The sequence below is a fragment of the Streptomyces sp. NBC_00094 genome, assembly GCF_026343125.1.
In the GTDB taxonomy this organism is placed as follows: Bacteria; Actinomycetota; Actinomycetes; order Streptomycetales; family Streptomycetaceae; genus Streptomyces.
The window spans coordinates 3300500-3312145 of the sequence record NZ_JAPEMB010000001.1 but is presented as its reverse complement, the minus strand read 5'-3'; the positions used below and the strand labels follow the sequence as shown (position 1 = coordinate 3312145).

Below are 11646 nucleotides of genomic sequence, written 5' to 3'. Positions count from 1 at the left end.
ACGGGGGAGCACGGCCCCGGTGGACCCTGCCAGGTCCACCGGGGCCGTTCGGCATGCTCAGACGGTGAGCACCGGCACGTCGTAGCGGGGGATGTGCTTGTCCCGGGTCACGAGGGTGAGCCCTTCGGTCTGTGCCTGGGCGATCAGTATCCGGTCGAAGGGGTCGCGGTGGTGGGGCGGGAGCTGTCCGGCGCGGACGCCGTGCTCCGCGACGATCGGCAGCGGGAGGAACTGCGTGGCCCGGGCCCGCTCCGCGACATCCACGGGGGCGTCGAGTTTGCCCGTGGCCTGCTTGACGGAGAGCTCCCAGGGGGTCACCGCGCTCATGTAGACCCAGCGCTCCCCGGCAAGCAGGTCGCGAGTCTTGTCCGGGAGCTCTCCGCTGAGCCACCACAGGACGACGTGCGTGTCGAGAAGGAGCTTCACTCGTCGGCTCCGAAGGCCTCGTCGAAGCCCTCGGGGAGGTCGTCGAAGTCGTCGGCCAGGGTGATCCGGCCCTTGAGGGAGCCGTAGTCGCTCCGGTGGACCTTGCCGGCCAGCGGGATCACCTTCGCGACCGGTTCGCCGGACTTGCTGATGATCACCTCCTCGCCGGTCGCGACCGCCTCCAGGATCTTGGAGAAGTGGGTCTTCGCCTCGTGGACGTTGTACTGCCGGGCTGCTTCCATCGCGGCCTCTCACAGCTAGGTGGACTAAGTGGGGGACTAAGTTTAGTCGTACGAGCGGTCCGGCTGCCAGCTCCGTCACTCCCCGGAGTGGCCCCTTTCCTTCGGGCGAGTGACAGTGGCACGTCGTAGGCTGGGGGCGCATCCGGGCCGTGGCAGGTCCGGGACCACCCCGGCCCGTTCGACGTGTCGGGCTGTTCGCGTTGTCCGCCCCCGCGCCACCGCGCCCGTACTCCGAACCCGGGATGGAAAGCTCCATGAGCCTGCACGGCCTGCTTGATGTAGTCGTCAAGGACGCGGCCCTCGCCGAAGCGGTGAAGGCCGCCGCCGACGGGAACCGCCCGCACGTCGACCTGGTCGGGCCGGCCGCCGCGCGCCCGTTCGCCGTCGCCGCGCTCGCCCGTGACTCGGGGCGCCCTGTCCTGGCCGTCACCGCGACCGGGCGGGAGGCCGAGGACCTGGCCGCCGCGCTCCGCTCGCTCCTCGACCCGGACAAGGTCGTCGAGTACCCCTCCTGGGAGACCCTGCCGCACGAGCGGCTCTCGCCCCGCTCCGACACCGTCGGCCGCCGTCTCGCCGTGCTGCGCCGCCTCGCGCACCCGCGCGACGACGACCCGGCCGCCGGCCCCGTCAGCGTCGTCGTCGCGCCGATCCGCTCCGTACTCCAGCCGCAGGTCAAGGGCCTCGGCGACCTGGAGCCCGTGGCCCTGCGCAGTGGCCAGAGCGCGGACCTGAACGAGATCGTCGAGGGCCTCGCGGCCGCCGCGTACTCCCGGGTCGAGCTCGTCGAGAAGCGCGGCGAGTTCGCCGTGCGCGGCGGCATCCTGGACGTCTTCCCGCCCACCGAGGAGCACCCGCTCCGCATCGAGTTCTGGGGCGACGACGTCGAGGAGATCCGCTACTTCAAGGTGGCGGACCAGCGATCCCTCGAAGTCGCCGAGCACGGTCTGTGGGCGCCGCCCTGCCGCGAACTGCTGCTGACCGAGGACGTACGGGAGCGGGCCCGGGCGCTGGCCGAGGCCCACCCGGAGCTGGGCGAGCTCCTGAACAAGATCGCGGAGGGCATCGCGGTCGAGGGCATGGAGTCCCTGGCCCCGGTCCTCGTCGACGACATGGAGCTGCTGCTCGACGTGCTGCCGAAGGGCGCCATGGCCGTGGTCTGCGACCCCGAGCGGGTCCGGACCCGGGCCTCGGACCTGGTGGCGACGTCGCAGGAGTTCCTCCAGGCCTCGTGGGCGGCGACGGCCGGCGGCGGCGAGGCCCCGATCGACGTCGGCGCCGCCTCCCTGTGGGGGATCGCGGACGTACGGGACCGGGCGCGCGAGCTGGACATCGCCTGGTGGTCGGTGGCGCCGTTCGCGGCGGACGAGGTCCTGTCGGGGGACACCCTGCTCCTCGGCATGCGCGCCCCGGAGTCGTACCGCGGGGACACCGCCCGGGCGCTCGCCGACACCAAGGGCTGGCTGGCCGACGGCTGGCGCACGGTGTACGTGACGGAGGCCCACGGCCCCGCGACCCGTACGGTCGAGGTCCTCGGCGGCGAGGGCATCGCCGCCCGCCTCACTGTGCTCGATTCGAAGACGGGGGACCTCGCGGAGATCTCGCCGTCCGTCGTGCACGTGTCGACCGGCTCCATCGACTTCGGCTTCGTCGACCCGGCGCTCAAGCTCGCCGTCCTCACCGAGACCGACCTGTCCGGCCAGAAGGCGGCCGGCAAGGACGGCCAGCGGATGCCGGCCAAGCGCCGCAAGACCATCGACCCGCTGACCCTGGAGGTCGGCGACTACATCGTGCACGAGCAGCACGGCGTCGGCCGGTACGTGGAGATGGTCCAGCGGACCGTGCAGGGCGCGACCCGCGAGTACCTCCTCGTCGAGTACGCCCCCGCCAAGCGCGGCCAGCCCGGCGACCGGCTGTACATCCCCACCGACCAGCTGGAGCAGGTCACCAAGTACGTGGGCGGCGAGGCGCCGACCCTGCACCGGCTCGGCGGCGCGGACTGGACGAAGACGAAGGCGCGCGCGAAGAAGGCCGTCAAGGAGATCGCCGCCGACCTGATCAAGCTGTACTCGGCCCGGATGGCGGCCCCCGGCCACGCCTTCGGCCAGGACACCCCGTGGCAGCGCGAGCTGGAGGACGCCTTCCCGTACGCGGAGACGCCCGACCAGCTGTCCACCATCGCCGAGGTGAAGGAGGACATGGAGAAGACGGTCCCCATGGACCGTCTGATCTGCGGCGACGTCGGCTACGGCAAGACGGAGATCGCGGTACGGGCGGCGTTCAAGGCGGTCCAGGACGGCAAGCAGGTCGCGGTCCTCGTCCCGACGACGCTCCTCGTGCAGCAGCACTTCGGCACGTTCGGCGAGCGGTACTCGCAGTTCCCGGTGAAGGTGCGGGCGCTGTCCCGCTTCCAGAGCGACACCGAGTCGAAGGCGACGCTGGAGGGGCTGCGGGAGGGCTCGGTCGACGTCGTCATCGGCACCCACCGCCTCTTCTCCTCCGAGACGAAGTTCAAGGACCTGGGCCTGGTCATCGTCGACGAGGAGCAGCGCTTCGGCGTCGAGCACAAGGAGCAGCTGAAGAAGCTCCGCGCCAACGTCGACGTGCTGACGATGTCGGCCACCCCGATTCCGCGCACCCTGGAGATGGCGGTGACGGGCATCCGCGAGATGTCGACGATCACCACCCCGCCGGAGGAGCGGCACCCGGTCCTCACCTTCGTCGGCCCGTACGAGGAGAAGCAGATCGGCGCCGCGATCCGGCGCGAACTCCTCCGCGAGGGACAGGTCTTCTACATCCACAACCGTGTCGACTCGATCGACCGGGCCGCGGCGCGACTGCGCGAGATCGTGCCCGAGGCGCGGATCGCGACCGCCCACGGCCAGATGAGCGAGAGCGCCCTGGAGCAGGTGGTCGTCGACTTCTGGGAGAAGAAGTTCGACGTCCTCGTCTCCACGACGATCGTCGAGTCCGGCATCGACATCTCCAACGCCAACACCCTCATCGTCGAGCGCGGCGACAACTTCGGCCTCTCACAGCTCCACCAGCTGCGCGGCCGCGTCGGCCGAGGCCGCGAGCGGGGTTACGCGTACTTCCTGTACCCGCCGGAGAAGCCGCTGACGGAGACCGCGCACGAGCGGCTCGCGACGATCGCCCAGCACACCGAGATGGGCGCCGGCATGTACGTGGCGATGAAGGACCTGGAGATCCGCGGCGCGGGCAACCTGCTCGGCGGCGAGCAGTCCGGTCACATCGCGGGCGTCGGCTTCGACCTGTACGTCCGGATGGTCGGCGAGGCGGTCGCGGACTACCGGGCGCAGATGGAGGGCGGCCCGGAGGAGGAGGCGCCGCTGGAGGTCAAGATCGAGCTCCCGGTCGACGCCCACATGCCGCACGACTACGCGCCGGGGGAGCGGCTGCGGCTCCAGGCCTACCGCTCGATCGCCTCCGCGAACTCGGAGGAGGACATCAGGGCCGTACGCGAGGAGCTCACCGACCGGTACGGCAAGCTGCCGGAGCCGGTCGAGAACCTGCTCCTGGTGGCGGGCCTGCGGATGCTGGCGCGCGCGTGCGGCGTCGGCGAGATCGTCCTCCAGGGCCCGAACATCCGCTTCGCGCCGGTGGAGTTGAGGGAGTCGCAGGAGCTGCGCCTGAAGCGCCTGTACCCGCGCACGGTGATCAAGCCGGCCGTCCACCAGATCCTGGTCCCGCGCCCCACGTCGGGCAAGATCGGCGGGAAGCCGGTGGTCGGGCGCGAACTCCTCGCGTGGACGGGCGAGTTCCTGACGACGATCCTGGGGTCGTGACGGCGGTTCCGGGGTCGTGACGGCGGTTTCGGGGTCGAGACGGCGATCTGAGGTCGTGACGGCGATCTGAGGTCGTGACGGTGATTCCGAGGTCGTGACGACGGATCCGGAGTGGTGAAGTGAAGCGTGCCCCGGGCGGTCCCTCCGGACCGGCCGGGGCACGCCTCTGTCACAGCTCGTCGAGGTCCACTGCCCCGGCCATCGCCGTGTAGCCCGCGTCGTTCGGGTGCAGGGCGTCGCCCGAGTCGTACGCCGTGAGCATGCGGTCCGGGTCCGCCGGGTCCGCGACCGCGCGGTCGAAGTCGACGACCGCGTCGTACGCGCCGGACGTGCGGATCCACTCGTTGACGGCGTCCCGCTTGGCCTCGTTCGCCGGGGAGTAGTAGAAGGAGCCCTTGATCGGGGTGAGGGTCGCGCCGACGGCCTTGAGGCCCTTCGCGTGGGCCTCGCGGATCAGGGTGCGGTGGCCCGCGATCAGCCGCTCGGCGGAGACGTCGGGGGTGGGCGCGGCGGGGAAGGTCGTCGTGCTGCCGCCGATGTCGTTGATGCCCTCGAGGATGATCACGGTCCGGACGCCGGGCTCCGTCAGGACGTCCTTACGGAAGCGCGAGAGGGCCTTGTCGCCCGCCCAGGTGGTGTCGTTGACGACCTGGTTGCCGGCGATGCCGTGGTTGACGACGGCGCGGGGCCGGCCGGCCTCGGCGAGGCGTTCCGCCAGCTGGTCGGGGTAGCGGTTGTCGGTGTCGAGCGTGGAGCCGACGCCGTCGGTGATGGAGTCCCCGAAGGTCACGACGCCGTTCCGGCGTCCGGTGTCCCGGCCGCCGGTGACCTCGACGCCGGAGAGGAAGTACCAGGATGCGCTGGTCTCGTCGAAGGCCGTGCCGGCCAGGTCGGCGCGGTGGTCGCCGTCGGCCCGGTAGCTGGTGGCCGAGGAGAAGTGGTGGAAGGTCGCGGGGCCGGTCGCGTCCGCCAGGTAGAGGGTGACGGTGAGCGAGCCGAAGGCCTCGACGGGGAGGTTCGCGGCGTCGCTGAGGAGCGTGCCGCCGGCGGGGATCGTGACGGACGCCCGGCCGTCGAAGCGGAGCTGGCGTATGGATCCGGGGCGTACCGCGCTGCCCTTGTCCGTACGGGCGACGGTCGCGCCCGTGATCCGCAGGGGCGTGGTGCCGTAACGGTTCGTCAGCTCGATCCGGGCCCGGGTGCCACCGGTGGTGACCCTGACGACCTGGCGGACCGTCTGGTCGGCGAAGCCCTGCAGCGACCAGTTGGCACTGAAGGGCGCGGTCGGCGACTGCGGCGACGCGGCCCAGGCGGCGCGCCAGGAGGGGCCCTGGTGGCCGGTGTCGGCGAGCGCGGTGGGGGCGATGCCGAGGGCGGCGACGGTGAGGAGGGCGGTGGCGGCGCGGCGGAGGGTGCTCGTTGATCGCATGCTTGCGTCAATTACGGGCTGGCGCGGGGTATTCCCGGCCGTGTGGCCTGATGGGGGCTCAGGCGGAGTTTGGTTGCTGCGTAGTTGAGCCCTGGCCGCGACCTAGGGGGCCTCCGTGGCGAGTCCGCCGGTGAAGAGCAGGCCCGTCAGCGAGCGGAAGTACTCCTCGGGGTCCCGGCCGTCCAGCGCCGCGTCGACGTTTCGCGTCAGGAGCAGCGTCGCGAAGCCGTGGGCGAGCGACCAGGCGGCGATGCCGGCCGCGCGGGCGTCCGGGGCGGTCCGGAGGCCGGCGACGCCCGCCCGGAGTTCGGCGGAGGCCCGCTCCTTGGCGGCGAGGAGTTCCGGGTCGTCGGTGCGGAGCAGCTCCGGCTGGAACATGACCTGGAAGTGGGCGGGGTGGTCCGTCGCGAACCGTACGTAGCGCACGCCGCGTTCGCGCAGCTCGGGCGCCGCGGCGAGGGCCGCGGCCAGGAGGTCGTACCCCTCGGTGGCGATCGCGGTGAGGAGTCCGGCGCGGTCCTTGAAGTGGTGGGCGGGGGCGGCGTGCGAGACGCCCGCGCGGCGCGCGAGGTCGCGCAGGCTCAGCGCTCCGGGGCCTTCGGCGGCGATCACGTCGAGGGCGGCGGCGAGGACGGACTGCCGCAGGTCGCCGTGGTGGTAGGTCTTCCGGCTCGTCATGGCAGCCAGCCTAGCCCCTATCTAGGCGTTGACAAGTTTGCGGGCCGGGTGCAATCTTGTCAGTGACAAGTCGATGAGTGAGTGAGTGAGTGAGTAGATCGCTCGATCGCGAGGGAGACCGCTGTGGAATCCGGCCGAGTACGTCAGATGTGGCACCTGCTCGAACCCCTGCACGCCCTGCTCTACTACGCCCCCGAGGCCTTCGACGAGGCCGCCGCCCTCGGCTACGAGACCGGCGAACGCTGGCCCTCCTACTTCGCCTGGCGCTCCGCCCCGCTCGGCGCGGCCGGCCCCGTCCGGGTCGCCTCGGCCTTCTACAGCTTCAGCCCCGAGATGGTCGCCCGCTACGTACCGGGCGCGACGTCCGCGGCCCCCGGTGACGTGCTCGCCGCCCGCCTCCGGGCCGTCGACCGCACCTACCGCGCCGTCCTCGGCGAGGGCACGGTCAAGAGCCCCGAGCTCGCCGAGGCCGCCGAACTCGCCCGCCGTGCCGCCGAGTCGGCCGTGGCTGCGGGACGGCCACTCGCCGCCGCCAACGCCGCCCTGCCCTGGCCCGAGGCCCCGCATCTCGTCCTCTGGCAGGCCGCGACGGTCCTGCGTGAGCACCGCGGCGACGGGCACCTCGCCGCGCTGCTCGCCGCCGACCTCGACCCGGTCGAGGCGCTCGTCTCCTTCGCGGCGGTCGGCGCCGCCCCCGAGGCCGTCTTCGGGAGTCGCGGCTGGTCCGCCGCCGAATGGTCCGCCGCCCGCGCGCGCCTCGCCGCCCGGGGGCTCGTCGACGAGGCCGGCGCGGCCACCGAGGCGGGCCGCGCCCTGCGCGCCGAGGTCGAGCTGCGTACGGACGAACTGGCCGCCGGCCCCTGGGACGCCCTCGGCCCCGAGGGCACCGGGCGACTCGCCGAACTCCTCGGCGGCCCCTGGCTGGCCGCGATCGGCTCCGGCCTGCTGCCGTCCGAGAACACGCTCGGGATCGGCAAGATCTGAGAACGCCCCGCCCGCCGACCGGCAGGCGGGGCCTTCGCGGGCCGGAGTGCGGCTCAGGCCCGAGTCCGCTCAGGCCTGCGCCCGCTCAGGCCTGCGCCCGCTCAGGCCCGAGTCGGCTCAGGCCCGAGTCGGCTCAAGTCGGCGCCCGCTCAAGCCGGGCGCCCCGCCCTCAGTCCAGGCAGAAGATGTTTCCCTCGGGGTCGTCCATCACGATGATGCCCTCGTTCTCACTGTCGGCGTCGAGCCGGTACAGCCGCTTCGCTCCCAGCCCCTCCAGCCTGGCGGCCTCCAGCTCCAGCACGGCCATCCGCTCGTCCCCAGTCAGGCCGGGTGCCGAACGCACGTCCAGGTGGAGGCGGTTCTTCGCCGCCGTCCTCCCCTCCGGGACCATCTGGAAGTACAGCCGAGGCCCCTTGCCGTCCGGATCCGAGATGGCCGCCCAGGTGTTCTCGGGCTCGGACGACGGCGGGAGGCGATAGCCCAGGGCCTCGGCCCAGAACGTCGCCTGCGCGAGCGGATCAGCGCAGTCGTACGCCACTTGGATTTCCTTGGCCATGTCGCCTCCGTGCCTCGAAACGTGTCTGAGTCCTCGCCCCGGTCGTCTCCCGGAACGCGGGCGCCATCCTCGCACCGCCGTTCGTCCGACGGTCGCACGGCCCTCAGGCCTAGGGGGCGTCTTGTCGATCAGGCCGGGCTCGCGGGGTCTGGCACCGCGCCTCGCCGCGTTGTCGTCACTCGTCATGACTCCGCCATGACTCCCTCCTCCGCCTTGCGATCCACGGCACCAGACCCCGCTCCCTGATCCGGCCTGATCGACAAGACGCCCCCTAGGATGCGGGGGTGTTCACACAACGGACGTTCCGCATATTTCGCAAGCCCCTGGCCGCCACGGCGCTCGCCGCCGCGCTCGTCACCACCGCCTGCACGCCCGGCGCCGACACCCCGGCGTCGGACGGCGGCACGGGCGGGAAGCCCGCCCCGCGCGGGTCCGCGCTCGCCGCCGTGGACACCCTCACCGTCAAGGGCCGCGCCCCGAAGACCGGTTACGAGCGGGAGAAGTTCGGCCACGGCTGGCTGGACGTCGACGGCAACGGCTGCGGAACCCGCGACGACATACTCAAGCGAGACCTGACCGGCGTCCGGTTCAAGGACGGTCACTGCAAGGTCGCCTCCGGCACCCTGACCGACGACCCGTACACCGGGACCACCGTCGACTACGTCCGGGGCCGCAGCGAGGTCGACATCGACCACGTCGTGGCGCTCTCCGACGCCTGGCAGAAGGGTGCGGGGAAGTGGGACGCGGACACCCGGCGCCGCTTCGCCAACGACCCGCTCAACCTCCTCGCCGTCGACGCGTCCACCAACCGCCGCAAGTCCGACGGCGACGCCGCCACCTGGCTCCCGCCGAACAAGGCGTACCGCTGCACCTACGTGGCCCGGCAGGTCGCGGTGAAGAAGAAGTACGGGGTGTGGGTGACCAGCGGAGAGCGGGACGCGATGAAGCGGGTGCTCCGTGGCTGCCCGCAGCAGAAACTTCCGTAGGGCGCCGACCCGCCCGTAAATTCGCTTGGGCTCCGGGGAAATGATCTTTATCCTGCCCGCATGGATCTGAACATATCGACCCTCGCCGAACGCCCCGAGCTGGAAGGGCCGATGTGGGGGATGCTCGACCTCTGGCCCGAGTTCATGATGTACGACCCGGTCGGCTGGGCGAACATCGGCCGGATCGTGCGCGAGCTCCCGGAGTACGTCCTCGTCGCCACCGACGCCGAGGGCAAGGTCGTCGCCCGGGGCTTCAGCGTCCCCTTCCGGATGGACGTCGAGGGCCGTCGCGCGCTCCCGCCCCGGGGCTGGGACGAGGTGCTGCTCTGGGCCTTCTCGGACCTGCGGGCCGGCCGTGAGGCGGACACCGTCAGCGCGATCGAGATCACGGTCGACACGAGCGCGCTGGGCAACGGCGTCTCGCACCGGATGCTCGCGGCCATGCGGGACAACGCGCGGCGGCTCGGCTTCACGGAGCTCGTCGCCCCGGTCCGCCCCAACGGCAAGCACCTGGAGGCCGAGTCCTCCATCCACGAGTACGCCTTCCGTACCCGCGAGTCCGACGGCCTGCCGGTCGACCCGTGGCTGCGCGTCCACGTCCGCGCGGGCGGTGTCGTCGAGGCGGTGGCCCCGGCGTCGATGACGGTCTCCGGCTCCGTCGAGCAGTGGCGCAAGTGGACCGGCCTGCCGTTCGACACGGACGGTCCGGTCGAGGTCGAGCGGGCCCTCGTCCCGGTCCACTGCGAGGTCTCGCGCGGCTACGCGGTGTACGTCGAGCCCAACGTGTGGGTACGCCACAGCCTCTGACGGCTCATTCGGTGACGAAGATGCTCTTGGCCGGCGGGGCCTTCGCCTCGACCGGCCTGTCGTACCGCGAGAACGCGATCGTCCCCGGCTCGTCGCCGCCCGTCGTGACGATCTTCAGGAGATGCGGCTTGCCCTCCGTGGCGACGTAGACGGTGGTCGTCTCGCCGTCGACGTCGCCCGCCTCCGTCAGCTTCAGCGCCTTCTGCCCGCCGACGGTGGTCTCGCCGCCCTTCGTGATGCCGCTCCCGCCCTGCTCGAACTCGGCGAGGAGCCCCTTCAGGTCGCAGAGCGCCAGCATGTCCCCGGTGTCGGGGTCGGTCGGGGACGTCTTCGTCCAGCGGCCCCTGAGCTGCTGGAGTATGGCCTCCTGGACCTCCGGGCTCTCGCCCTCTCCCTGCGCGCGCAGGAGCGACTCGTCGAAGCGCAGGTACGCGGTCTTGGCGTCGACCTTGATCAGCTCGGCCGTGCCCGTCGTGCCGATGGTCAGTGTGCCGGCGCACTTCTCCCGGGTGTCGACGGAGAGGTAGGCCTTCAGCGGCTCCCCGTCGGACGTGACGTCGACGCTCAGCGTCAGGGACTTCGCCGCCTTCGTCGCCCCGATCGCCTGGTCGAGGATCTGCGAGCCGGTCGCCCCTCCGAAGGGCCCCGTGGGCGTGGCCGTGCGCGTGGCGTCGGGCTTCGCGGACGCCGGGCCGTCCGCGGACGGGCCGCAGGCGACGGCGGAGAGCGCGACGGCCGCGCAGAGGAGGGTGGCGGCGAGCGGGCGGAGGGGCGAGGCGTGCATGGTGGCGGTGTCTCCGAGGGGATGTGCGGGGGAGCCGTACGGGGGAAGGGGGCCCCGCGGGGCCCCCGGTCCGGGTGGTGACCGCCTGGGGCGGTCGGCCGTTCTGTGTCAGCCGAGCTTCAGCTCCCACTGCGAGGCGTCGTAGGTGAAGCCGGGGTTGACCTCGACGGTCAGCGTCTTGGCGTCCTTGGGGGCGTCGAAGGCGACCGTGATGGTGGCCTTCTTGCCGGGCATGATCGTGCCCTCGAAGCCCATGGCGACCTTGTCGTCGAAGAGCTGCTCGGCCTTGACGCCGTTCGCTCCGGCCGTCGCGTTCAGCATGACGCCGGCGGCCTCGAACTTCTCCTTGCCGCCGTTCTCGATGACGACGGTGACCTGGTAGGCCTTGTTGCCCTTGTCGTGGCCCGAGTACTCGCCCGCGGCGTACGGCTTCGGGTCCGAGACCGTGACGCTCAGGTCGTCGTCGTAGACCGAACTGTCGCCGTCCGCCAGGCCCTTGCCCTTGTTGTCCTTGGTGGCGTCGGCCGCCGGGGCCTCGGTCGTCTTCGGGGCCTTCGGGGCCGCGCTCTGGACGGCCTTGTCGATCTCCTCCACCGCGTCGCTGACCGCCGTGACCGTGATGATCAGGCCGACCGTCGCGAGGATCAGGGAGACGAGGCCGAGGATCGCGCCGGTGAGCGTGACGCCCTTGTTGTTCGCCTCGCCGCGCTTCACGCGGCCCTTGCCGACGAGACCCAGGATCAGGGCGATGAGGCCGAGGGTGCCGGCCAGCCAGAAGAGCAGCGGGATGAGGCCGGAGATCGTACCGATGATGCCGAGGATCAGGGCCGCGGTGCCGAGTCCGTTGCGCATGACCTGCTGGGGGGCGGCGGGCGGAACCTGGGTGTCATACGACATGGGGTGTGTCCTCCTGGACAGAGAAGCTGTCTGAAGCGATGAGGTAATAACAAC

At 71.7% G+C, this 11646-nt stretch carries 11 protein-coding genes; 4 read left to right on the top strand and 7 right to left on the bottom strand.

Annotated elements, in window-relative coordinates; genetic code table 11:
* Positions 1-57 precede the first annotated feature (57 nt).
* Positions 58-426, bottom strand: coding sequence for a type II toxin-antitoxin system VapC family toxin (locus tag OG580_RS14240; RefSeq protein WP_267044044.1), 369 nt, complete (start codon positions 424-426; stop codon positions 58-60).
* Positions 423-668 (bottom strand): type II toxin-antitoxin system Phd/YefM family antitoxin, encoded by a 246-nt coding sequence (locus OG580_RS14235; protein ID WP_267044043.1) that lies wholly within the window; start codon positions 666-668, stop codon positions 423-425. The genes OG580_RS14240 and OG580_RS14235 overlap by 4 nt, the downstream gene beginning before the upstream one ends.
* Positions 669-922: 254 nt before the next feature.
* On the opposite strand from OG580_RS14235, the gene mfd reads away from it, so the two are divergent.
* Positions 923-4471, top strand: a complete 3549-nt coding sequence (mfd, locus tag OG580_RS14230) for a transcription-repair coupling factor (RefSeq protein ID WP_267044042.1) — start codon at positions 923-925, stop codon at positions 4469-4471.
* A 169-nt stretch (positions 4472-4640) separates the two neighbouring features.
* On the opposite strand, the gene OG580_RS14225 is transcribed toward mfd, so the two are convergent.
* Both OG580_RS14225 and OG580_RS14220 read right to left on the bottom strand, forming a co-directional pair.
* On the bottom strand, positions 4641-5900 hold the full coding sequence (locus OG580_RS14225; RefSeq protein ID WP_267044041.1) for an SGNH/GDSL hydrolase family protein: 1260 nt from the start codon (positions 5898-5900) through the stop codon (positions 4641-4643).
* Between the two features lie 102 nt (positions 5901-6002).
* The gene (locus OG580_RS14220) at positions 6003-6578 is read right to left on the bottom strand and encodes a TetR/AcrR family transcriptional regulator (RefSeq protein WP_267044040.1); all 576 of its coding nucleotides are present in this window, start codon (positions 6576-6578) and stop codon (positions 6003-6005) included.
* A gap of 147 nt (positions 6579-6725) precedes the next feature.
* On the opposite strand from OG580_RS14220, the gene OG580_RS14215 reads away from it, so the two are divergent.
* A complete protein-coding gene (locus OG580_RS14215) occupies positions 6726-7562 on the top strand; it encodes a hypothetical protein (protein ID WP_267048001.1) in 837 nt (278 codons plus the stop codon).
* A 169-nt stretch (positions 7563-7731) separates the two neighbouring features.
* Here OG580_RS14215 and OG580_RS14210 read toward each other — a convergent pair whose 3' ends face one another.
* A complete protein-coding gene (locus OG580_RS14210) occupies positions 7732-8118 on the bottom strand; it encodes a VOC family protein (RefSeq protein WP_267044039.1) in 387 nt (128 codons plus the stop codon).
* A 284-nt stretch (positions 8119-8402) separates the two neighbouring features.
* On the opposite strand from OG580_RS14210, the gene OG580_RS14205 reads away from it, so the two are divergent.
* Together OG580_RS14205 and OG580_RS14200 are read left to right on the top strand one after the other, a co-directional pair.
* On the top strand, positions 8403-9104 hold the full coding sequence (locus OG580_RS14205; RefSeq protein ID WP_267044038.1) for an HNH endonuclease family protein: 702 nt from the start codon (positions 8403-8405) through the stop codon (positions 9102-9104).
* 60 nt (positions 9105-9164) lie between these two features.
* Complete coding sequence (locus OG580_RS14200; RefSeq protein WP_267044037.1) at positions 9165-9911, top strand: N-acetyltransferase; 747 nt, start codon at positions 9165-9167, stop codon at positions 9909-9911.
* Between the two features lie 4 nt (positions 9912-9915).
* Here OG580_RS14200 and OG580_RS14195 read toward each other — a convergent pair whose 3' ends face one another.
* Together OG580_RS14195 and OG580_RS14190 are read right to left on the bottom strand one after the other, a co-directional pair.
* Positions 9916-10695: a hypothetical protein gene (locus tag OG580_RS14195; RefSeq protein WP_267044036.1), complete on the bottom strand. Its 780-nt coding sequence runs from the start codon at positions 10693-10695 to the stop codon at positions 9916-9918.
* A gap of 108 nt (positions 10696-10803) precedes the next feature.
* On the bottom strand, positions 10804-11592 hold the full coding sequence (locus tag OG580_RS14190) for a DUF4352 domain-containing protein (RefSeq protein ID WP_267044035.1): 789 nt from the start codon (positions 11590-11592) through the stop codon (positions 10804-10806).
* Positions 11593-11646: the final 54 nt, after the last annotated feature.

Coding starts and splice junctions, on each gene's coding strand:
- OG580_RS14235 (WP_267044043.1), bottom strand. CDS start 668: ATGGAAGCAGCCCGGCAGTACAACGTCCACGAGGCGAAGACCCACTTC.
- mfd (WP_267044042.1), top strand. CDS start 923: ATGAGCCTGCACGGCCTGCTTGATGTAGTCGTCAAGGACGCGGCCCTC.
- OG580_RS14225 (WP_267044041.1), bottom strand. CDS start 5,900: ATGCGATCAACGAGCACCCTCCGCCGCGCCGCCACCGCCCTCCTCACC.
- OG580_RS14220 (WP_267044040.1), bottom strand. CDS start 6,578: ATGACGAGCCGGAAGACCTACCACCACGGCGACCTGCGGCAGTCCGTC.
- OG580_RS14215 (WP_267048001.1), top strand. CDS start 6,726: ATGTGGCACCTGCTCGAACCCCTGCACGCCCTGCTCTACTACGCCCCC.
- OG580_RS14210 (WP_267044039.1), bottom strand. CDS start 8,118: ATGGCCAAGGAAATCCAAGTGGCGTACGACTGCGCTGATCCGCTCGCG.
- OG580_RS14200 (WP_267044037.1), top strand. CDS start 9,165: ATGGATCTGAACATATCGACCCTCGCCGAACGCCCCGAGCTGGAAGGG.
- OG580_RS14195 (WP_267044036.1), bottom strand. CDS start 10,695: ATGCACGCCTCGCCCCTCCGCCCGCTCGCCGCCACCCTCCTCTGCGCG.
- OG580_RS14190 (WP_267044035.1), bottom strand. CDS start 11,592: ATGTCGTATGACACCCAGGTTCCGCCCGCCGCCCCCCAGCAGGTCATG.